This is a genomic window from Pseudomonas sp. MWU16-30317 (genome assembly GCF_020515695.1).
Taxonomy (GTDB): domain Bacteria; phylum Pseudomonadota; class Gammaproteobacteria; order Pseudomonadales; family Pseudomonadaceae; genus Aquipseudomonas.
Map to the genome: position 1 here is coordinate 257716 of NZ_JAIWJA010000003.1, position 22120 is coordinate 279835.

The 22120-nt window shown below is 63.7% G+C and carries 17 protein-coding genes; 4 read left to right on the plus strand and 13 right to left on the minus strand.

Annotated elements, in window-relative coordinates; all coding sequences use genetic code 11:
• From LIX93_RS10260 to tagH, 13 genes are all read right to left on the minus strand, one after another.
• The gene (locus tag LIX93_RS10260) at positions 1-738 is read right to left on the minus strand and encodes a hypothetical protein (protein WP_226503929.1); all 738 of its coding nucleotides are present in this window, start codon (positions 736-738) and stop codon (positions 1-3) included.
• A 107-nt stretch (positions 739-845) separates the two neighbouring features.
• Positions 846-1766, minus strand: coding sequence for a type VI secretion system-associated lipoprotein TagQ (tagQ, locus tag LIX93_RS10265; RefSeq protein ID WP_226503930.1), 921 nt, complete (start codon positions 1764-1766; stop codon positions 846-848).
• A gap of 87 nt (positions 1767-1853) precedes the next feature.
• Positions 1854-3563 carry an SUMF1/EgtB/PvdO family nonheme iron enzyme gene (locus tag LIX93_RS10270; RefSeq protein WP_226503931.1) on the minus strand — a complete coding sequence of 570 codons (1710 nt, stop codon included), beginning with the start codon at positions 3561-3563 and terminating at the stop codon, positions 1854-1856.
• The gene (locus LIX93_RS10275; RefSeq protein WP_226503932.1) at positions 3556-4737 is read right to left on the minus strand and encodes an ABC transporter permease; all 1182 of its coding nucleotides are present in this window, start codon (positions 4735-4737) and stop codon (positions 3556-3558) included. Before LIX93_RS10275 ends, LIX93_RS10270 begins: the two co-directional genes overlap by 8 nt.
• Positions 4737-5441: an ABC transporter ATP-binding protein gene (locus LIX93_RS10280; protein ID WP_275948750.1), complete on the minus strand. Its 705-nt coding sequence runs from the start codon at positions 5439-5441 to the stop codon at positions 4737-4739. The genes LIX93_RS10275 and LIX93_RS10280 overlap by 1 nt, the downstream gene beginning before the upstream one ends.
• Complete coding sequence (locus tag LIX93_RS10285; RefSeq protein ID WP_226503934.1) at positions 5441-8488, minus strand: serine/threonine-protein kinase; 3048 nt, start codon at positions 8486-8488, stop codon at positions 5441-5443. The genes LIX93_RS10280 and LIX93_RS10285 overlap by 1 nt, the downstream gene beginning before the upstream one ends.
• A gap of 14 nt (positions 8489-8502) precedes the next feature.
• The gene (locus LIX93_RS10290; protein ID WP_226503935.1) at positions 8503-9231 is read right to left on the minus strand and encodes a protein phosphatase 2C domain-containing protein; all 729 of its coding nucleotides are present in this window, start codon (positions 9229-9231) and stop codon (positions 8503-8505) included.
• Positions 9232-9885: a type VI secretion system-associated protein TagF gene (gene tagF / locus LIX93_RS10295; RefSeq protein ID WP_226503936.1), complete on the minus strand. Its 654-nt coding sequence runs from the start codon at positions 9883-9885 to the stop codon at positions 9232-9234. It abuts the gene before it with no gap.
• Positions 9882-13382: a type VI secretion system membrane subunit TssM gene (gene tssM / locus LIX93_RS10300; protein ID WP_226503937.1), complete on the minus strand. Its 3501-nt coding sequence runs from the start codon at positions 13380-13382 to the stop codon at positions 9882-9884. Before tssM ends, tagF begins: the two co-directional genes overlap by 4 nt.
• The gene (locus tag LIX93_RS10305) at positions 13379-14677 is read right to left on the minus strand and encodes a DotU family type VI secretion system protein (protein WP_226503938.1); all 1299 of its coding nucleotides are present in this window, start codon (positions 14675-14677) and stop codon (positions 13379-13381) included. Before LIX93_RS10305 ends, tssM begins: the two co-directional genes overlap by 4 nt.
• Before the next feature lie 6 nt (positions 14678-14683).
• Entirely contained in the window at positions 14684-16018 is a 1335-nt protein-coding gene (gene tssK / locus LIX93_RS10310; protein ID WP_226503939.1) for a type VI secretion system baseplate subunit TssK, read from the minus strand.
• A gap of 14 nt (positions 16019-16032) precedes the next feature.
• A complete protein-coding gene (tssJ, locus tag LIX93_RS10315) occupies positions 16033-16521 on the minus strand; it encodes a type VI secretion system lipoprotein TssJ (RefSeq protein WP_226503940.1) in 489 nt (162 codons plus the stop codon).
• A gap of 86 nt (positions 16522-16607) precedes the next feature.
• The gene (gene tagH / locus LIX93_RS10320) at positions 16608-18050 is read right to left on the minus strand and encodes a type VI secretion system-associated FHA domain protein TagH (protein WP_226503941.1); all 1443 of its coding nucleotides are present in this window, start codon (positions 18048-18050) and stop codon (positions 16608-16610) included.
• A gap of 335 nt (positions 18051-18385) precedes the next feature.
• Here tagH and tssA point away from each other — a divergent pair, with 335 nt between their 5' ends.
• The 4 genes from tssA (at position 18386) to LIX93_RS10340 (ending at position 22062) form a co-directional block, all read left to right on the plus strand.
• The gene (gene tssA / locus LIX93_RS10325) at positions 18386-19396 is read left to right on the plus strand and encodes a type VI secretion system protein TssA (protein WP_226503942.1); all 1011 of its coding nucleotides are present in this window, start codon (positions 18386-18388) and stop codon (positions 19394-19396) included.
• Positions 19397-19484: 88 nt separating this feature from the next.
• Positions 19485-20000, plus strand: a complete 516-nt coding sequence (tssB, locus tag LIX93_RS10330) for a type VI secretion system contractile sheath small subunit (protein ID WP_226503943.1) — start codon at positions 19485-19487, stop codon at positions 19998-20000.
• 14 nt (positions 20001-20014) lie between these two features.
• Positions 20015-21508: a type VI secretion system contractile sheath large subunit gene (tssC, locus tag LIX93_RS10335; RefSeq protein WP_226503944.1), complete on the plus strand. Its 1494-nt coding sequence runs from the start codon at positions 20015-20017 to the stop codon at positions 21506-21508.
• 65 nt (positions 21509-21573) lie between these two features.
• Positions 21574-22062, plus strand: a complete 489-nt coding sequence (locus LIX93_RS10340; protein ID WP_226503945.1) for a type VI secretion system tube protein Hcp — start codon at positions 21574-21576, stop codon at positions 22060-22062.
• The last annotated feature ends 58 nt before the right edge of the window (positions 22063-22120 follow it).

Consider the following 22120-nt stretch of genomic DNA (forward strand, 5'->3'; position numbering starts at 1 on the left):
TCACTGGAACGTCAGGCCCTTTGGTACGCCATATTGGCGACCGTCATAGTCAAGCGTGAACTTGGCCGTTGCTGGCTTCTTGTCGATACTTTCGCAATCGTCGCCCTTGGGTTGATCGTGAGAAGCCGTGACTTTTTCATCGATAACCAAATTGGCCAGGCCCTTCTTGCCCATATCGCCGATGGACAAGGTGCGCGTGGTATCGCTGAAGTCTCCGGCACAGTTGCCGTCCCATTCACCGGTACTGTCGTTGACCATCAGCTTGTCCATTACCCGACGCAGCACCGAGCCGTCTAGTACATAGAGGCTGAGGCTGGTACCGCCATAAGGGTTGACCCGCGAAGCGCCTTCATAGCTGACACGTACGCCAAACGCGCGGGTCTTGGGCGCCAATTGATAGCGGGCCGTGTCCAAGGCGAGGCTTTCAAACCTGATCGCATCGGAGCTGATCGCCGCGCTTTGGTAGTGGTGAGCGATGACGTCACCGGTGGCGGCGTCGGCGACCAGCACCTCCAGGCCATAGTCGCCCTCGCCGTATTCGTCGGGGGCGGTATCGGTAAAGGTCAGGGCCGCCAGCACTTGCTTGGGATCAGCCGGGTTGATTTTGCACACTGCGTGCTCGCTGTCGAATACCAGCGCGGGATGCAAGGCCTTGGCCCAGCCTTGCAACTGCTCGGTGCAGTCGGCAAAGGCGAAAAGAGGGAAGATCAATAACGGCAGGGCCGCGAGTTTACGCATCAGGCAGATCTCGTTCCGTGATAGGGGATGCAATGCATACGGCCGACGAGTGCCGGCCGTATGGGTATCAGCAGAGCTGCCGAGCCATCCTCGGCAGCTACTTGGGCTTACGCCTTGCAGCTATCCGGCGCCCAGTCACCCATGTCCGGGCTGCTGCACAGCTTGGACATCAGGGTCTGACCGGAAGCGGCAACCTGCTTGGCTTCGGTTTGCTTGGCCTGGGTTTTCTGCAGGCTCTTCTCGGTGGTGACGGCTTCGGCAGGGACGGTACTGGCCGTGGTCTTCTTGGCTTTGGCCTTGGTCTTGGTGGTCGCGACCGGGGCAGCATCGGCGGCGACTTGAGCGGTCACGGCACTACGCTGCACACCGACCTGCTGCAGGTCTTTCTCGTACGCCTGGTTGTAGGAGTCGACATCCTGATCGGCACGGCCGTTGGCAGCGACGATCAGCGCATTGCTTTCTTTCAGGCCGGAGATGATTTCAGCCAGGCGACGACGGCCTTCAGCGTCATTGATGGTCTTGGCCTTGCGGGCTGCCAGCAGGTCGTTGAACGCACCTTGGTAGCAGGTTTGCGAGGCCTTGGCGTAGGCGATGTTACGGTCGATGGACTGGCTGCTGCTGTCCAGATCGCTGGCGTAGGAGCCGATACGCTGCTTGTCGTCAGTGATCTGCTTTTGCTTCTCGGTGTAGTAACCGACGGCGCCACCGGCCAGGGCACCGCCCGCGACACCAATCGCGGCATTGCGGCCCATCTTGTCCTTGTCACCGGCCAGCGCACCGGTCACACCGCCCAGCAGACCACCGACCACGGCGCTGGTCGCGACCGATTTAGTCATGTCGGAGCTGGTACTGCGCAGGTGCTGCACAGGCTCATAGCAGGTCGGGTAGAAGTCGGCCTTGGTAGACTGGGCAACCTTGTCGGTCGGCGAGCTGGCGCAACCTGCCAATACCAGGCTGAAGCTCACGGCGGCCAGGACTGCACTGTGGCGCTTGCTGGCGGACAGGTAACTGCTGAGGGTCGAACGCATGACGGTATCTCTTCCTTTGGTTTATTCAGTACGGTGGGCGGCCCCCATGGCCACCTCACCCATTGCCACATCTGCTCGCATACCGACTCAGGGTTTCGGGTCGGCCTTGGCGAGCAATTCCTTCAAAATCACCTCGGGGTCGGCGCGTTGTTGCTTGCGATAATTGCCGACGTGGGTGACGAACAATGTGGCGCGCGCCACCAGGCTTTTGCCCAGCACCGGCTTGCGCCCCAGTTCTTCCTTGATTCGTTGAAACTGCGCCTGGATCACTGCATCGGTGTAACGGGTACCGGTAGCCAGGTTGTCGATGTAGATCGCCACGGCGCCATCCAGCGCGCTGCGGCCGTTGTCGATGGCCGAGGTCAGCAGGTCGGCGCTGGACTGGTCTTTCATCGCCACCGCCTTGTCGCGAGTGGTGCGCAGATTGGTCAGGCGGATGTTGTAGTTGTTGATGGTCTCGGCCACCAACGCCGAGGACTGGATCAGATTGCCCGCGGCATCCTCGCGCTGCTTGGCGATGAGGGCGACGTTGCGCTTGAGCTCTTCGTTGACCAGCCCCAGCTCTGCCTGCAGGCGCGGGTCGACGCTGGCGGCGATGATGCTGTCCAGGCGTTTGGTCGGGTCCTGAGCGTCGTCGATGGCATCGGTCAGCGACGCCAGGCGGCCTTCTTTCTGCCATTGGGTAAACAGTTCGTTGTAGCGCGAGCGTGGCGCTGCCAATGCTCCCAAAGCCACGCGAAAGCCGGTGGTCTCGTTGCTTTGCTCGGTGCCGTCGGCGGCGAACAGCGGGTATTCGCGACGCATGCCGGTGAACAGGGTCAACTCGCCTTCGAGGTAGTTGCCGCCCTTTACCACGAAGCCGCCATAGGTGCCTTGGCGGCGCCCGGCGCCCACAAGCTGGAACGACTCCTGGACCATCTCGGCGGCATTGCCAATCACATCGAACAGGCCGATCGGGTTGGGCAGCTTGGTGCCGATCGGCATCAGCCGCGCACCCTGGCCGGTACCGCCGGCCACCTGGCTATACACCGCGTAGTCGGACAGCGGCGCGTCTTCGTTATCGCTACCGGCGGCGTGCCGAGGGAACAGCCGGCCTTCCAGTTCCTGGCGGCTGACTGCCTGCGCGCCCCGCGCGGCGTATTCCCACTCAACCTCGGTGGGCAGGCGCACGAAGCCCAGGCCGCCATCTTCGGCACTGGTGCCGCGGCCACTGACCGGCAGCAGTTCGCGGTGGTACTTCATCAGCCAAGCGCTATAGACCGCAGCAAAACGCTCGGCCTCGAAGTGCGAGAGCTTGACCTTGGGCAAGCGCCCGATCATGGCGGTGTCGGTTTCGCAGGCCGGTGGTGCTTCGCCACTGGCCAGCGCCTGGGCCTGGGCCATCACTTGCCCGTATTGCCGGGCCGTGACCTCGTATTTGCCGATGAAATACATCATCGGCTTGAGCGGTGCGTCCGGCCCGGTCTTCGGTAGCAAGGGTGTCAGCGTCTTGCGCCAGTCCTCAGCCAGGTCGTGGAGGGTGAACTGGCCGTTGATGTAATCGCGGCGGTAGCCGGAAATGAACGACTGCTTGTAGCCCGGCTCACCCTCGCCAAAGGGGTAGCCGAGGTTCACCTCGCGGTCGTCCAGCGGCCCGTGGGCCAACACGTACGCGGTACGAAAGACCATTTCGCCATCGCAGGGCAGCGGCAAGGTCACGTCGCCTGGCAACGGCTTGGGGTTGTCGAGGGTGTCGTCATCGGCGTGGGCCAGGGTAGTCAGGGCGACCAGGGCACTGAAGGCCAGGTATCTAAACATCGCGAATTCCTTGTGCCGCATGGAGTCGAGTCACGCCCCAGCCACCGGCCAAGGCCGCCAGCAGGCTGATCGCAAGCGCAGCCAGCACGGCCACGGCAAAATGCACAGGCAACAGATGGGCTGCGGCCTGGCTGAAAACATGGTTGAGGATGACCGCACCCATGCCATACAAGCCCGCCGCCGTGGCACACGCCACCAGAGTGCTGTACAGGGCTTGCAGTACTCCGAAGCCGAGCAGCGCTGCCGTCGGAAAGCCGAGCAGGCGCAACACTGACAGTGACCGTCGTTTGCGTTGCACCGCCGCCAGGGCGCCAGCACCGAGGGCGGCGAACGCTCCGCCGATGGCGATGCCGGCGATGATCCAGAACACTTTGGTCAAATTGCGGCTCAGCGACTGCACCTGCTCGATGGCGGCCGCCTGGGTGGCGACAGCGAGCCCTTGGTGAGCGAAGTGCTGACGCAGGCTGTCGACCGCAGCCAGGTCGCGGGCATACAAACGGAAGGCCGGGTAGACCCGAGCAGTGCCCGGCGGATGACCGGGCCACGCCAGCGCGGGTACCGTCACGCCGTCACGATAGTCTTCAGCGGCCTCGAGCAGGCCCAGCTCAGTAAACAGCGCGTCGCGAGGAAAAGCCTCGAGCGGCAGCACGGCCAGCACCTGCAGCGACAACCTCTGGGATTGCACCTGGCCGGCCACTTGCCGGGTGATCAGCGCTTGCACCTCGTCGCCGGCCTTGGCGGCGAGTTTCTCGGCAGCGGTGGTGCTCAGCAATACTTGATGAAGGTCGTGCGGCACTGGCATGTCCGCCAACAGCGGATCGCCGGCTGCTGTAGGTATCATCTCGACCGCCAGCGATTTACCGTCGCTGTCAAGCAGCTCGGCCGTCGCGGCGATCTGCCGGGTGCGCGGCAAGGCAAAGGCCACATCGGGCCGGGCGGCCAGTTCGGCGACATCGGCAGCGCTCAACCGCGCACCGGCGAGCGGGATGATCTCGCGTACGTTCGGGTCTTGCTGCAACCGCTCTGTCAGGCCGCTGATCAAGCCGAACTTGAGGCCAAACAGCAGCAGTAGTGGGGCGATCACCGCCACCAGCGCGAGCACGGCGCACACCGACAGCCGCCACTCTTCGCGGTAATCCTGCCAGGCCAGGCTGGTGAGCAACGGCAAGCGCATCAAGTGCGTGCCTCGAGCCGCGCGGTGACGCCGCCGTCGGCATCACGGCGCAGTGCGAAGCCCAGCCGCTCCAGGCCGCACCGGCTGGCGAGGGTTTCGTCGTGGGTGGCGATCAGGCCGCAGGCACCTTGCAGCGACGCCTGGGCGAGCAGGCTGTGCATCACCCGTTCGGCGTTCAGTGGGTCCAGTGCTGCGGTTGGCTCGTCGGCGAGGATCAATGCCGGGCCATGGGCCAGAGCGCGGGCGCAACTGACCCGCTGACGCTGCCCCACTGACAGCGCCGCGGGGCGCTTGCTCAGCTGTTCGAGGATACCCAGCTGCTGGGCCAGCCGCTCGACCGTGCCGTCATTCGGCAAGCCCAGCAGCTGGCGCGGCAGGGCAATATTGCTGCGTACGTCGAGGAACCCCAGCAGGCCACCGGTTTGCAGCACGTAGCCTAGATGAGTGCGGCGCAGCGCTGCGAGGCGATCCTGTTGGTCGTCGCGCCACAAGGGCGTGATGTCGAGGCCATGAAACTCGAAGCAATCTGCTTGCTCGGGCGCAACCACCAGCGCCAGCAGGTCGAGCAGGGTGCTCTTGCCGCAGCCACTGGGGCCAACCAAAGCGAACTGCTCGCCTGCGTCAAGCTCTAACCGCTCCACTTCCAGGCTGTAGCGTTGGGCGCCTTCACCTCGGGACACGCGCACTTCGCGCAACTTGAGCATCATGGCAGCGTCGACAACGGCACGCGGTACAGGGCGTCACCTGGCTCTGCATCGCCAAAACGCACCCAGTTGGCCAGGTCGTTGTGAAAGGTTTCGTAGAGCTGGATCTTGGATTCGAGCTCGTCGATGAAGTCCTCCTGCTCGGCTACCGAGAGCGACAGCCACAGGTCCTGAGTCATGGTCAGTGCCTTGCTGCGGTACGGCAGGCCGTCCAGATACTCGCCCAACACGCCGCCATCGGCGAGGTTGGCGCCCTTGCGCAAGGCCGAGGGATCGCGGCTCATGTAGGCACTGGCGCTGGCGATTTCCTGGAAGAAATCCCTGGGCGAGGACTGGGTCTTGCGCGCCGCGTTGACGATCAACTTGAGCGATTGCTGCAGGTCGTTTAGCTGCAGCTTGGTCAGCAGCACACACACCTGGAAGGCTGGCAAGGCGGCGTTGGTCAAATCACGGTCGGCGGTCCAGGCGCTGACCAGTTGCGGCGCCCGGTTGGCCGAACGATGGCCGAGGAAGTCCATGTGCATGGCATAGCCGATAGCAGCGGACTTGTCTGCCAGGCTCGGGGTGGACGACAGCAGCGGTGACGGCGGCTGCTGGCTGCGCACCTGATGCACAAGGTTGGCGAATACCGAACCGATCTCGCTGACCCGTTCGCCGAAGCGCTGCACGTCACCGCCCGGGACCGGCACATAAAGGTCGCCGATCTGCGGGTTGGCATCGGCGGTGAGCACGCGATATTGCTGCTCGGCAAAGGCATGGTTCTTCTTGCCTGCATCGGTGCGCAGGTGCAGGGCGAAGATCTTGATCTGCTTGCCCAGCGCTGCCTGGCGTACCTCGGCCTCGTTCATGTGGGTGCTGCTCAGCGGATCGGCCTTGCGCAGCGAGCCGGCATCGGTGACCAGCAGGATCAGACGGCCGCCATAGGGCGACCAGTCCATGCCGTTGACGGCCTGCATGACCCCGGCGAACGAGTCCTCGTTGAAGGACTGGCTGTTGACGTCGGTCGCCTTGACCTGCCGCGCCAAATCGAGAAACCGCTGCGGATCACGGCCCTGATCCAGCGGGATAAGGGTCTTGGCCAGGTATTGCAGGCCGGGCGTCTTGTCGACGTTGTTGCGGAAACCGACCATGCCGAAGCTGACGTTATCGAGTTCGCCGCGCTGGGCGATCTGGCTCTGCAGGTCGTGGATCACCTGGGTCACCTGGTCGATATACGGCTGCATCGACATCGAGGTATCCACCACCAGTACCACGGCGGTGCGGAAGGCATCGGTGGGCGTCGCCTTGACCGGTGCTTCAGTCTGCGCGGGGGTGTCGCTGCCTGGGTCGATAGAGGCGACATTGAGCAACTGGACCGGCTGCGCGTTGGCATCGAAGCTCTCGCGGGAATCGAAGATCGGCAGCAGGTAGAACTTGTCCTGAGGGATGGCACTGGCGCCGGGCTCCAGCGCCAACACCTGGCTGTCAGCGCCTTTGCCGGCCTGGGCCTGTTGCAGCTCACGGCGTGCGGCGGCCGGGTCGGCGAGGAGTTTTTCGGCAGTGGCTGGGTCGCGCAGGAACATGACCGGGGCGCGTCCCGAGCGTTCGGTGAATTTCAGCACCAGGCTCTGCTTCCAGTCGCTGACCAGATCGGCTGGCAGCCAGCCGTCGCTGCGCCCGTCGGTGCCGGCCCCGACGCGCAGCCAAGATTGGCCGTTGATGGTCTGGCGTTGGTACACGTACAGCACCGAGAACGCCGGCAGCGGCTTGTCGCCCTCCGCCCCTGGTTGCGGTGCCAGGCTGGCCTGGGGCTTGCTGAGGATGCGCTGGAACAGGGTTTTCTTGCCGGCCATCAGCAACGGATGGTCGCCGCCGTTTTGATCGGCGACGACGGATTTTATGCCGGGCACGCTCGGTGGGGTATCGGTACTCGTGCTCGTGCTGACTGCCTTGGCAGCGGCAGTCGGGGCAGACGATGCACTGATCTTGTCGGTGCCCAACCAGAAGTAGCTCCCCGCGCCGATCGCCAGCACCACCGCCACGGCGACCGCGCTGAGGGCCAGCACCGGGCTTTTACTTGCCGCCGGTTGGCTCGGTTGGCTCGGTTGGCCCGACGCGGAGGGCGGCTTGGCGGGCGGTACCGGTTGTGAATGCGCAGCCGGGCCAGTGTCGCGAGCCGGCGCAGCGTCGCTGGCTACCAGAGCAGCCGGCGCTACGGCGACGTGGGCTGGCGTCAGCGGCATAGCGATCGGGCTGATGCGCGTGGCGTCATCGTCCACTGTCGCCAGGCGGAGCGCGGCTACCAGCGCCGCGGCATCCGGGAAGCGCTCGGCAGGGTCCTTGGCCAGCAGCCGGGTCAGGATCCCTTGATAGCGGCCCTGGCTTATCGGCAGCTCGGGCAGCGGCTCGGTCAGGTGCGCCAGTGCCGTGGACAGCGCATCGGTGCCCATGTAGGGCAGCTCGCCGGTGAGCATTTCGTAGAGCACCACGCCCAGGGCATACAGATCGGCGCGCCCGTCGATGTCCTGGCCGCGGGCCTGCTCGGGGCTCATGTAGCTCGGCGTGCCGACGGCAAAACCGGCCTGGGTGAATTGGGTGCGATCGTCCAGCGACTTGGCGATACCGAAGTCCGACAGCACGGCCGTACCGTCGGCCCTGAAGAGGATGTTGGCGGGTTTCACATCGCGATGCACCAGGCCCTGGGCGTGGGCATAGCCCAGCGCCGAGGCGATGTGGCGGATGATCGGCAGCCCCTGCTCGGTGGTCAGTCCGGCGGACAGGCGTTCTTTCAGGGTGCCGTTGGGCAGGAACTCCATGGACATGTAGTAGTGCGGGCCGGCGTTGCCGATGTCGTGGATGGTCACCGTGTGCGGGTGCGACAGGCGTGCCAGGGTGCGGCCCTCACGCAAAAAGCGCTCGCAGAAGCTCGGATCGGCGGCCAGCGCTGCGGCCATGACCTTGAGGGCCACCTTTCGCTCAAGCGAGCGCTGAGTGGCCAGATACACGGTGGCCATCGCGCCTTCGCCGATTTCGCCGTGGATGTCATAGCCGGGAATGTTTATCTGCATGGGGGCGGTAATCTTCAGCAAGCCTTGATGACGATGGCGGTGATGTTGTCGGGTGCGCCGCGGGTCAGCCCCAGGTGGATCAGGCTGCGGACCATCGCGTAGGCATCGTGATGGCAGAGCACGTCACGGATCTCGTGGTCCTCGGCGGTCTTGTTCAGGCCATCGCTGCACAGCAGGTAGGTGTCGCCGGGCAGCACCTGCAGAGAAGCGCTTTCCAGCTCCAGCTGGTCGTCGACGCCCAGCGCGCGGGTGACAATGTTGCCCCGCGGATGCAGTCGTGCTTCGGCATCGCTGAGCAGGCCGCTGTCGACCAGTTCCTGCACATAGCTGTGGTCGCGGGAGATGCCGCTCAATTGCCCGCCGCGCAGGCGATACAGGCGGCTGTCCCCGGCCCACAGGCAGATACCCTGGTTACCGCGTACGGCCAGCACCACCACGGTGCTGCCCATCATGGCCACGCCGCGCAGCTGCGTTTGATCGCGGACGACGCTGTTGACCTGGGCCAGTTCGGCGCGCACCGCGTTGCTGTAGACCGGCAGCGACGGCGACCAGGGGATGCGCCGCAGCGAGTCGACGATCAGGCTGCTGACGTAGTCGCCGGCGGCATGCCCGCCCATGCCGTCGGCAACCACCCACAGGCCGCTCTCGGGCAATTCCAGGCAGGCATCTTCGTTGACCTGGCGGACCATGCCGACATGGCTGTAACTGGCCGACAAGTATTGCAGCTCGGGTGCTGTGGGCATTTACGGCATCCCTCGCTGAGCCTGCAGGAAAGCGCTAAACGCCTGCTCTGGCGGCAGGCCCACGCAGCGCACGAGCCCGGCGTCGACCCGTTCCGAGCCGCAGCCCCACCACAGGCTGGTACCCGCGCAGGCCCATTGCGCCAACACTGCCAGCCGCGCCTCGGGTGTCGTGGCCGCGCTACGCTGCAGTCCGTCAACCTGCTCGTGCAGCGGCGCGACCTGGACGGTCAACGGCGGCAGGCGATCCAGCGCCTGAACAAATTGCGCCAGCTCAGCCTCGGCTTGCAGTGTATCGAGCAGCGCCTGCTCGACACCTTCGAACCAGTCTTGCGGCCCTGCGACGAGGCTGGCCAGATCGGTATCGCGCTCCAAGGGCTGCGCCACGGTCAGCGGGAAATAGCGGCCAACGCGGTCGACGCTGGGCATGATCACCCCCGCCATCGAATCCTGGCCACACACCCCTGACGCCAGTGTGAAGCGCCACAGCGGGCTGATGAGGTAAGCCTCGAGCCACTGATCGCCCAGGTGCTGCTGGCTGCTGTGCAGGCCGGCCGCCAGCCAGCTGTCCCAAGGCTGGATGAACTCGCGTGGCAAGTCGCGGCTGACAAAGTCGCCGAGGCTGGCCAGCTTGCCGTAGAACCCGGGCCGATTCATAGCCGCTCCGGCAAGCTGAAGCCCGCGATCAAACGGTTCTTGAACGGGTTGAAGGCACTGTTGGCGCGCAGTTCATAGGCTACGCTGGCGCCTTCTACGCGCAAGCGCAGGGTGAAGCGGTCGGGGCTACCGGCGTTGCTCAGCTCTGATTGTTCCAGCAAACGGAACCAGGCCCATGGGCCTTCAAGGGTCATACCGGAGCGGCCGCTGGCGGCCGGTGGATCGATGCTCAGGCGCACGCCGCCGATGCCGTTGCTGTTCGGCCATTGCAGGGCGGTCGGACGGGCTGGGCCGTGATCGTAGCTCAACTGCTGACCATCGAGGTCGAGGTTGAACTGCGTGATGCTGCTGTCCATGGCCAGGGGCTTGAGCTCGAAGCGCACGCCCGGCTGCGTACCGCCGTTACGAAAGTACGCATCGCGGATCGAAGCGGCGCGCTGAAAGGTCTGCAGCACGCCAGGGGCGATACCCAAGCGCTGGGCGGCACCCGGTTGCCAGCGCCAGTTCGGCGCCGAGGTGTCGACGTAAGGCTGCAGGTACTTGCGGAAATAGCTGTCCATCACGCCGCCGACCCCGAAGAACTGGCCGAAGTCGTCGAGCGTCGCATCGCGGTTGCTGCCGACTACCAGTGGGTAGCGCCCGGCCAGGGACTGGCGATATACGTTGAGTACCTCGCTGGTCCAGGCGGCGTTCAGTTGCGTGCGCACGCCGCCCATCATGCTATTGGTAGTGGCGCTGACTACCGCCTTGACCAGCCCCTGCACCAGCGGCGGCTCGCGCTCGGCGGTCAGGCTGACCCGTGCAGCCGCCGCGCTGGCCTGATTCTTGGCCTCGCCGAGCATGGCCTCGCCACTGGCACCGACCATGGCACTGACCTGCACGTACAGGGCGTTCATGTCGGCGAGCAGGCCATCGATCGGGGCTGGATCGCCGGCGGCCTTGCCGACCATGCCGTTGAGGTCTGCGAAGTGTACGGTCACCGGATCGTCACCCAGGGCCTGGATCGGCACCGCAGCGGGCGCTTGGCCGACCAGCGAGCCGAGTTTCTGCTTGAGTTTGTCGACACCGCTGTCAGTCGGCACGACCTTCGCAAAGGCGTCCTGTTCAGGCTGGCGCAAGTCGGTTTCCTTGGCCACGGCTTGGAGCAGTTTTTTCAGCGGCGAAGTCGGTCCGGAGATTACCCGCAACACGTCGGCTGCCTGGGCGACGTTGGTCACCGGCACAAAGTCGATGTCCGCCAGTTGCGCATCCCACTGGCGGATGTAGTCCTGGAAGTACAGACGTTGTACGTCGGCGGCCAGGTCGGCGGCGTCTTGTTGCTGTGCCCGATCCTGGCCCAGCACCCATTGTTCTTCGGCCAGTGCGGTGGACTGGTTAAGGCTACCGAGCAGGAACGCCTTGCGATAACCCTGGGCGGTAAAGAAACCGCTCAAGGGCTCGCTCAGCGGTTTGGCGCTCTTGCGCGTGAACACCAGCGCCGCGTCGCGTCCGGCGGCATCGCTCAGGCGCCAGTCGGCAACGCCTTGTGGCAGCTTCTGGCGCTTGACCCGGTCATACACACGCTGAGCCACGGGCAGTTGCTGCAACTGGCGGCGCAGATCATCGATCAAACGGTCGTCCAGCCGCGCGGCCGGTGGCTGGCGTGCGAACAACGCCTGCAGATGCTCGTTCAGTGCCTGGCGCTGTTCCGGGGCCAGATCGCGGGGCAGGCTTTGCTCCCAGTCCAGGCCGATCCAGGCCTTGATGAACGCCGGATCGTAATGGTCATGGTCGGCCAGCATCAGATAAGCCTTGAGGCCTTCGTAAAGGAAGTCCGAGTTGCCGCCTTCGTGCAGTTGTTCTTCCATGCGGCTGACCAGGCGCGGCGCGAACACGGCGATCAGCAGCTTGCGATACACGCTGGAAGCCTCGCTCTCGAGCATATCGCCCTGATACAGCCCCAGGCCTTGCGCCCAGGCGGGCGGGTCGTCTGCCAGGTGGCGAGTGGCGTTGAGCAACGGCAGTACGGCCAGTACGTCGCGCTGCGCGGGGCTCAGCAATTGCACCGCTTGTCCCAGCGGCAGCACGTGCTGATCAACCTGGGTGATGTAACTCTGGTTGGCGCGATAGCTGGCTATCCACAGCCCGCCGACGATCACCACCAGGGCCACGCTGGCCGCCAGTGCTCCGCGCGCCAGCCACCTACGCCGCCGCTCGACCGCCGGGTTGCTGCCCACTAGCCCACGCTCTGCGAAGGCCACGTCGGTGAACAAGCGCTGTATGAAGTAGCTGCGCCCTGAACCGCTCTGCCGCGCCAGGTGCTGGCGGTCGAGGTTCATGCTTTGCGCCATCGCCCCGATCAGACGGTCGATAGGGCTGCCTTCCTGAGTGCCGCTGGTGAAATAGGCACCGCGCAACAGCACCCGTGCCTCATAGGGATTGGGACGAAACACCGCTTGCAGGAAGGATTCGAAGGTTTCCCTGAGCGCACCGAACTGCTGCGTGAAGCCGTAGATCAGATTGCGTCGCGTCGGGTCGCGTTCCTGTTGCAAACGTTCGACCAAACGCTCGTTGAGGCGTTGTTCGAGCGCGGCGAACTCGGCGGGCAGTTGTGCCAATGGGCCCTCGCCCTGCTGGCCGTCGTCCAGGTTGAAGGTCATGCCCCAGACCTGCCCGCGCTCCTCTTTGCTCAGGTTGTCGAAGAACTCCATGAAACCCGGAACCAGATCCAGCTTGGTCAGCATCAAGTAGATAGGCAGGCGCACGCCCAGTTGGCTGTAGAGCTCCTGAATACGTGCACGGATAGCCGCCGCGTGTGCGGCGCGCTCGGTTTCGGTGGCCAGCAGCAGGTCGGACAGGCTGATCGCGACAAAGGCGCCGTCGACCGGGCGGCTCGGGCGCTGGGTTTTCAGCAGGTCGAGGAAGCCTAGCCAGGCCGATTTGTCGACGCTGGCATGGCTGTCCTGGGTGGTGTAGCGGCCGGCGGTGTCGAGTAGCACGGCCTGGTCGGTGAACCACCAGTCGCAGTTGCGCGTACCGCCCACACCTTGCACGGCGCCCTTGCCCAGTTGCGCGGCCAAGGGGAAATCGAGCCCGGAATTGACCAGCGCGGTAGTCTTGCCGGAACCCGGCGGGCCGATGATCACGTACCAGGGCAGCTCGTACAGATTGCGCTTTTCGTCGCCACCCAAGCGGGCTTTTTTCAGCAGGGCAACGGCCTCGGCCATGCGCGACTTGAGTGTCGCCAACTCTTCGGCCGAAGCAACGCTGGCTGGGTCCGGCGCGGAGTCGGCCGCTAGGCTGGCGAGCACCGCAGTAGCCTGGCGGCGTGTTTGTACGAAGCGCCAGATACGGTACGCCAGCCAGGCGCCAAACAGCAGGATGATCAGCGCCCAGCGCCGACCCTCAGGCACCAACGCGTCGAGCAGCGGTCCGACGAACCAGACGATCAGACTCAGGGCAGTCAGGCCCAGCACCGGGATGATCCAGCGCACGATAAATACGAACACGGCCTTCACTCGACCCCCTCGGCAAACACGGTGATTTCAACCCGGCGATTGCGCGCACGGCCTTCGGCGGTGGCGTTGGTTGCCAAGGGTTCGGTGTCGCTGCGGCCTTCGGCGCTGAAGCGCTCGGGCTGACCGGTCTTGGCTGCCAGCAGTTGCTCGACCTCGGCCGCGCGGGCCTGGGACAGCTTCCAGTTGGAGGGATAGCGCAGCGTGGCGATGGGGCGGTTGTCACTGTGACCGGTGATCAACACACGACCCTTGACCTTGCTGATGGCGTCGGCGATGCGCAGCATCAGCGGTTGGAAATCATCCTTGATACTGGCGCTCGCCGACGCAAACAGTTCATCGCCGCGCAGGGTGACAATCGAGCGATCGACCGCATCGGTGACCACCACGCGACCGGCGCGCACATCGTCGGCCAGGAAGCCCGCCAGCCGTGGGCGCTCGACGATTTTGGGCTGTTGCAGCGGGCGTTCGATGGCCTGTACCGGGATTTCGCCCAAGGCATGGATGTTCTTGAACACCGGCTCCGCGTCGGCCGCGAGCTTGAGGCGCAGGCCGAGCAGCACCAACAGCAGCACCGCGGCCGCGATGGCCAGGCCGACCCAGGGCGGCACGAACTGCGCGAGGCGGTCGCGGCTGGCCTGGGTGCCGCGCCAGTGCGGCGACAATTCGCGCTCGTGCTCGCCACGTGCGCTGCGGATGGCGGCGCTGGTGCGTTCGCGCAGGGCTTCGAGCTGGCTGCGGCCATCGTTGAGCACCCGATAGCGACCTTCGAAACCGAGGCAAATACACAGGTACAGCAGCTCCAGCAGGTTCAAGCGTTCGCGCGGGCTTTGCAGACAATGGTCGAGCAACTGGAAGACCTTTTCGCCACCCCAGGCTTCTTTATGTTCGGTGATCAGCAGGCTCTGTTTACCCCAGTCGCTGCTGCTGCCCCACGGCGTGCTCAGGACGGCCTCGTCCAGCGCGGTGCACAGCACGTAGCGGCCCAGCAGCACGTCGTTTCGGGCGATGCCCGCCGCTTCGGCACGGGCTTCGAATTGGCGCAGGCAGGTCAGCAACTGCGCGCGCAGGCTGGCCGGCGCCGGATGAGCGAGGGTGTTACGCAGCCGCGTCAGCAGCGCGAGCAAAGGCCCAGCAGCTTGCTCCAGTGGATTCAAGCCTAGGGCCTGACTGGTCGACAGCGGCTGGCTGGGCAGCTCCAGGGCAGGCGCTTTCTGGCCGGCAGCCGGTGCGCCGCGGCCACCAGGACGCGGCATGATCAGGGTACGGTCGTTGTTGAAGCCGTCGTTGGTGGTCATCCGTACTCAGCCCCTGATGGCCCAAAAGGCCAGGTTCAGCCCCGGAAAATTTCCGGCGATATGAAAGGCAAAGCCGCCGGATTGGCGCAGCGCCTGCCAATGCTCGCTGCCGCGGTCTAGTTCGTAGTAGGTGGAACCGGCGTGGTATGGCAGCTGCCGCGGTGCAACCGACAGCGGCAGCAGGCCGATACCGGAAAGTTGCAGGTTGACCATGTCGCGGATGTGCTCAACCGAGCCGACCTTGCTCTGCTGCGGGAAGCTGGCGCGCAGGGTTTCGCCCGGCACGTCGGCGCGAACCACAAGGATGAAACTGGCGTTTTCTATCAGCGTGCGGTCAGCGAGCACGGCCACGTGAACGCCGTAGGCTTTCTCGACGATAGGAATAGGCGTGGCCTTGGTGTCGATGACCATCGACAAGGCCTCGCGCAACGCCAGCATCACCGGCGCGAAGGTCAGGGCCAGGTCGTCGTGTTGATACAGCAGGAACTCTTGCGCGCGCCGCTGACTGGTGGCGAATGTCGCGAACTCGCCGGCCAGGCTCACCAGTTCGCTGAACAGACGCTCCGGGTGCAGCGGGCTGAGGCGTGCCAGGTGGGAGATCAGCGGTTGGGCCCGGTTGACCAGTTGCAGTAGCATGAAGTCGGCGATTTCCGACGCGCCGCCGGCGTTACTGGCCACCACCCGCCCGGCCAGCGCTTCGCCGCGCTGGTGCAGCAGGCCGAGCAGTTCGCGGGTGAAGCCGTTGAGCGGTTTGCTGGCGGCGATGTCCAGTACCGGCGGGATATAGGACTCGTCCAACAACACGGCGCGATCGCTGCGTTTTTCCTTCACACGGACCACGCCGATCGCCGTGTAATCGGCCAGGCCGTCCTGTTCGGTGAGCAAGCGCAGAGCCCGTGAACCTACCGCCACCGGGGCGCGGTTTTCGAACGCAGCGTTGTCATCGCGCACTTCGCGCACCTGGCTTTGATAGCGCGCCCCCGCGACGGTTTGCCCTTCGTCAGCGGTGTCGCGGACCCCGGCACGCTTGAGCGGCAATGCCAGGTAAACCAGGCCATCGCGTAGCTGATCATCAATGTTCAACGGCGCGGGTGTAGGGTCGTCGACCGGGATGTTGAACGGCGTGCCGTCGGGCAGCAGGCCGCGTGCCGACACAATTGCCAGTTTGCCCTGGCCGAGCAGCGCGTGGTCCAGCTGCAATTCCGAGAAGCCCCAGGCGCCAGCCACGAGCGGGCGGCTGCGCGCGTCGATCAGGGTTTCTAGATAACGATCGTGCTGTTGAAAGTGCTGCGGGCGCAAAAACATGCCTTCCGACCACACCACTCGATTGTTCCAGGACATGGGATACCTTTGCGCTAAGGGGCGACTACGGGGGCGCTGCGGACGGCGCGCACATCGAGGCTGATCTGAATTTCATCGCCGTGGCCTGGCGACACCGGGATAACCTCGCGCCATACCGCTCGGTCCAGTTCCCGATAACCGACCACCAGGCCCAGCTGGCGAGTGGCCGAATTCAGTGGGCGAGTGACCTTTTGATATTCGCCGGGCTGGATCAGCACCTCATCCTGACCGATCAGGTCGCTGCCAAGCGTGGCCTGGGCCTTGTCGGCCAGGGCAAAGTAGTCGGCGCGGGCAAACACTGCGGCGCTTTTCAACTCGAACAGGCGCACGCGTACCGGTGCTGGCTGGCCGTCGGCACCGGGGTTGAGCCCGGCAATCGACTGTACGTGCAACACCAGATCGGTCGCTGCCGGTGCTGGAGCGGAAGCGGGGGCCACCGGGTCTTTGGCGCAGGCGGTCAGCAGCAATGCCGCTGCAACAGCCTGGGATTTCTTGAACCTCATCCTTTGTCCTTACTGACAAATACTTATCCGTTTGATCCTGCAAATCGGCCCGGTCATCGGCGCCTGCAATTGTCGAGCGGGTGACGCTAGCTGCGTCGCTGTTTGGCGCTGTGTTCCTCATAGGCGCGGCTGAATTCGCGGCCGAACAGGTCCTGGAAGTCGTCTTCGGCCTCGCTTGCGATCTGGCCGTAAAGCTCGGTGAACTGTTGCCAGTAGCGCACTTGGCGCGAGCCACTGAGCAGCCCTGCCAAGCCCCCGGGATGTTCCAGGCGTGCCTCCAGGGCTGCGGGTTCGAAACGCTTGAGCAATTGGCCGATGGCGGCTTGCACCCCGGCCATGACCGCTAACTGGTGGGCCTTGAGGTCGTCGAAACCGTCGCTGACGGCCTGGTCGGGGGCCATGAACGCCTGGTTGCCGCCGCGCAACAGCAGCAGCAAAGCTTCGTCGGCATTGGGGGCGAATTTGAGCGGGTTGTTTTCCAGTGGCTGGATCAGCGTCTGCTGAATGCGGAATTCACCCTTGAGGCTGGCCCGTGCCCGCAGCACGTCGAGCATGCCCTCGACCATCAACCGATAGCTGCGGCCCAGGCTGTGCATCTGCGCGGCGGCTTGCTGGTTGTCGATGCGTAGATGGCTCATGCCGGCGCCGTCGAGGAAGGCGGCGAGCAGGTCGTTGCCTGCGGGTGACGGGGTCGCTTGAGGCTTGCACGTCGGCTGTGCAGTGGCCGATGATTCGACTGTTAGAGGGCTGCCGGGTTCTGCGGCGGCGGGCACCGGTGCCTGAGGAGCTATCTCGGGCTCGGGAGCGGGCGCTGCCGAAGGTGCGACAACCGGTTCGATGGAGCGAGACTCTGCCGCCTCAGTCGTCGCGGGGTTGGTGCCCAGCAGGTCCCAGTCCTCAGGAATCAAGCCGACAGGCGGCGGTGCCGCCGGTGCAACGGTTACTGGTGGCGCGCTCGGCACGGGCGGGCGAAAATCATGCTGCTGCGCTGGTACGTGGTCGGGTTGCGTGACCGGAGGCACTGGGCCGGGCGCGAGGAAATCGAACAGGTCGGGCAGGGTATCCATGGCCGAACCACGCTCGAATTGCGCGGGCATGCGCACGGGTGCCGGAGCCTGTTGCTGACCGCCCATAAGCGCTTCAAAACTGATCGGCTCGGCGCCAAACGATGCACTTGGCGATACGCTGGTGTTGCAAACTTCCGGCGTCTGGTTTACACGCGCACATATTTCATAGTCACCGATGCGGATAACTTCGCCGTCGTTGATACGTTCGCTGTTTCCCCGGCGCAATCGGATGCCGGAGGTAACTAACTCGACGCCATTGGTGCTGTTGTCTGTCATCAAGTAGATGCCGTCGCGGTACTGAATACTGCAGTGTTGTGACGAGATCAGTTTGTCTGGATCGGGCAGTACCCAGTCATTCTCCGGGCCGCGACCGATTTTAAGGATGCCACTGCGCAGCGTCATCTCCGAACATTGTCCGGGGGTGATCTTGTGGTAACTGGTAATAACCAATTGCAGTGCCATCAAGCCTCCATGCTGCATTCTACGGTCTGGCAGGGGTGGCGAATAATCGCCTATTTGCCTGGATTGTGTAGCTAAATTTGGTGAAATAAACACTTCGTTACATAAAAGTCGGGATTTATAAAGCACCCCCGCAATACACTCGGCCTATACAGGCGGCGCATAGCATACCTTGACAATCGGTATTGACTACACCAAAAATGTCGCCGGCCGTACAATAGGGTGATGGCTGTGTGATATCACTGAATATCATTTAGTGCTTTCCGGTCCTGATATTGGATCTGGAACTTTCGTGCTAAAACCTGCCAGCCAGCAGGTGATAAGGAGATCAAGTCTTGGTGGATGTGGCGTTATTGTTGGTGCCTGTTTCAGAGGATTCGCCTTGCGGCGAAGATCTGGAATACGACTCGCACTTCTTGCAGTTGGAACGGGATGTTCAAGGCCAACCTGAACGCATCATGGGCGATGCCGTGCTGGCCGCCGAGCCACCGCAATGGCGCTCGATTGGCCAGCAAAGCGAGCAACTTCTGCAGCGCAGCAAAGACCTGCGCATCGCCTGTTTTCTGCTGCAAAGCGCGCTGGCTATGGAAGGCCTTGCCGGCTTGGCAGGCAGCCTCGATCTGATACGCCAGCTGCTCCTGCAGCACTGGACCGACCTGCACCCGCGGCTCGACGCCGATGACCACAACGACCCTACCTTGCGCCTCAATGCGTTGATGGCCCTGGCTGCCGATCCCACCGTGAACCTGCTGCGCGAAACACCACTAGTGCGTTCGCGGGTGTTTGGCAGCATCAGCGTGCGCGCCGCCGCCAACGCCTGCGGCCTGCAGCACTTTCAAGGTGAAAGCCTGACCGGCGAGCAGCTCAACGCCGCTTTCCAGGATGCCGACCCCGAACAGCTGCAGGCCAGCCGGGAGGCCCTCGACCGCGCACGCGAGGCGTTGCAAGGTATCGAGCAGGTGCTGGGCGACCAGTTGGGCGTGGGCCAGGGTGTCAACTTCGATGCACTGGACCGCCAACTGAAGCTGGCCCAACAGATTCTCGGCGCTGAACCCGTGGTCGCTGCCGAGCAGGTGGCCGCCAATCCGCCCCAGGGCGCCGAGCCCATCGCGGTAGAATCGTCTGCACCGGCGCGGGTCAGCGGTGATATCAATCATCGCGACGATGTGCTGCAACAACTGCAACGCATCCTCGACTATTACGCCCGCCATGAGCCGTCCAGCCCTATACCGCTGCTGCTCAACCGTGCGCGGCAACTGGTCAATGCGGATTTCGCCGCCATCGTGCGCAATCTGATACCCGACGGCATTTCCCAATTCGAAAATCTGCGTGGTCCCGACGCCGAGTAGCGTCGTCGACCTCGTCGTTCAGTCAGCGGCCGGCTTTACCAGCAGGCCATGACCTCAACAGGTCGCTCAGGCGACAAGGAGGAGCACCGTGGCCACTACCAGTTCCCAAAAGTTCATTGCCCGCAATCGCGCCCCGCGCGTGCAGATCGAATACGACGTCGAGCTGTACGGCGCCGAGAAAAAGGTCCAGTTGCCGTTCGTCATGGGCGTGATGGCCGATCTTGCCGGCAAGCCAGAAACACCGCTGGCGCCCGTGGAGGAACGCAAGTTCCTGGAAATCGACGTCGACAACTTCGACTCGCGCCTCAAGGCCATGAAGCCGCGCGTGGCCTTCCACGTGCCCAACGAGCTGACAGGTGAAGGCAACCTGAGCCTGGATATCACCTTCGAAAGCATGGATGACTTCAGCCCGGCCGCCGTGGCCCGCAAAGTCGACTCGCTGAACAAGCTGCTTGAAGCTCGCACCCAGCTGGCCAACCTTCTTACCTACATGGACGGCAAGACCGGCGCTGAAGACGTGATCATGAAAGCCATCCAGGACCCAGCCCTGCTGCAAGCTCTGGCCAGCGCGCCGAAGCCTCGCGATTCCGAGCCCAACACCTGATCAGGATGACCCGCATGTCCGAGTTGATGAAAGACGGTCAGCCGCAACCCGCGGCGACTGAGCAGACCAGCGAATTTGCTTCGCTGCTGTTGCAGGAATTCAAGCCCAAGACCGAACGTGCTCGCGAAGCGGTAGAGACCGCCGTGCGTACCTTGGCCGAGCAAGCCTTGGCGCAGACCAGCCTGGTGTCCAACGACGCGATTACCTCGATCGAGTCGATCATCGCGGCCATCGACGCCAAGTTGACCGCACAGGTCAACCAAGTCATCCACCACCCCGAGTTCCAGAAGCTGGAAAGCGCCTGGCGTGGCCTGCATTACCTGGTCAACAACACCGAATCAGATGAGCAGCTGAAAATTCGCGTACTCAACATCGCCAAGCCGGAGCTGCACAAGACCCTGAAGAAATTCAAGGGTACGGCCTGGGACCAGAGCCCGATCTTCAAGAAAATGTACGAAGAAGAGTACGGCCAGTTCGGTGGCGAACCCTATGGCTGCCTGGTGGGCGATTATTACTTCGACCAGTCGGCGCAGGATGTCGAGTTGCTCGGCGAGCTGTCCAAAGTCTGCGCGGCCATGCACGCGCCATTCATCGCTGCGGCATCGCCGACCGTAATGGGCATGGGCTCGTGGCAGGAGCTGTCCAACCCCCGCGACCTGACCAAGATCTTCACAACCCCGGAATACGCCGGCTGGCGGTCGCTGCGCGAATCCGAAGACTCGCGCTACATCGGGCTGACCATGCCGCGTTTCCTGGCGCGTCTGCCGTACGGGGCCAAGACCGATCCGGTGGAGGCCTTCGCCTTCGAAGAGAACACCGACGGCGCCGACAGCAGCAAATACACCTGGGCCAACGCCGCCTACGCCATGGCGGTGAACATCAACCGCTCGTTCAAGCATTACGGCTGGTGCTCGCGCATCCGTGGTGTCGAGTCCGGCGGTGAAGTGCAAAACCTGCCCGCGCACACCTTTCCTACCGATGACGGTGGTGTGGACATGAAGTGTCCGACCGAAATCGCGATCTCCGATCGCCGTGAAGCGGAACTGGCGAAGAACGGCTTCATGCCGCTGCTGCACAAGAAGAACACCGATTTCGCGGCCTTCATCGGCGCCCAATCGCTGCAGAGACCGGCCGAATATGACGATCCGGATGCCACCGCCAACGCCAACCTGGCGGCTCGTCTGCCTTACCTGTTTGCCACCTGTCGCTTCGCGCATTACCTCAAGTGCATCGTTCGCGACAAGATCGGCTCGTTCAAGGAAAAGGACGAGATGCAGGCCTGGCTGCAGGACTGGATCCTCAACTATGTCGACGGCGACCCGGCGCACTCCAGCGAGACCACCAAAGCCCAACACCCACTGGCAGCCGCCGAGGTAGTGGTCGAGGAAGTCGAAGGTAACCCGGGTTACTACAACTCGAAGTTTTTCCTGCGCCCGCACTATCAGCTTGAAGGCCTGACGGTATCCCTGCGTCTGGTATCAAAGCTGCCTTCGGCGAAAAGCGCCTGATCCACTTTTGACTGCGCGGGCCAGTGGGCACCGCGCACTCACTTCAATGAACTCCAGGAGGAATAATGGCTGTAGATATTTTCATCAAGATCGGTGACATCAAGGGCGAATCTCAGGACAGCACCCACAAGGATGAGATCGACGTGCTGGCCTGGAACTGGGGCATGTCCCAGAACGGCAACATGCAGATGGGCAGCGGCGGCGGTGCCGGCAAGGTCAATATCCAGGACCTGACGTTTACCAAGTACCTCGACAAGTCGACACCCAACCTGATGACGGCCTGCTCCAGCGGCAAGCATTATCCGGAAGCGGTACTGGTGATCCGCAAGGCTGGGGGGGAGAGCCCGATCGAGTACACAACCATCACCTTGAAGGAAGTACTGATCTCGTCGCTGAGCACCGGCGGCTCGCGCACGGACGATCGCCTGACCGAGCAAGTGTCTCTGAACTTCGCTGAGGTGGCAGTCGACTACCAGCCGCAGAAAGCCGACGGTACCAAAGAAGGTGGCCCGATCAAATACGGCTGGAATATCCGCCGGAACACCAAGCTCTGACGCGCCCGGGCAACCATAGCAGTGGTTGCCCTTCTTTTGCTTCGCCCCTTTGGTGCTC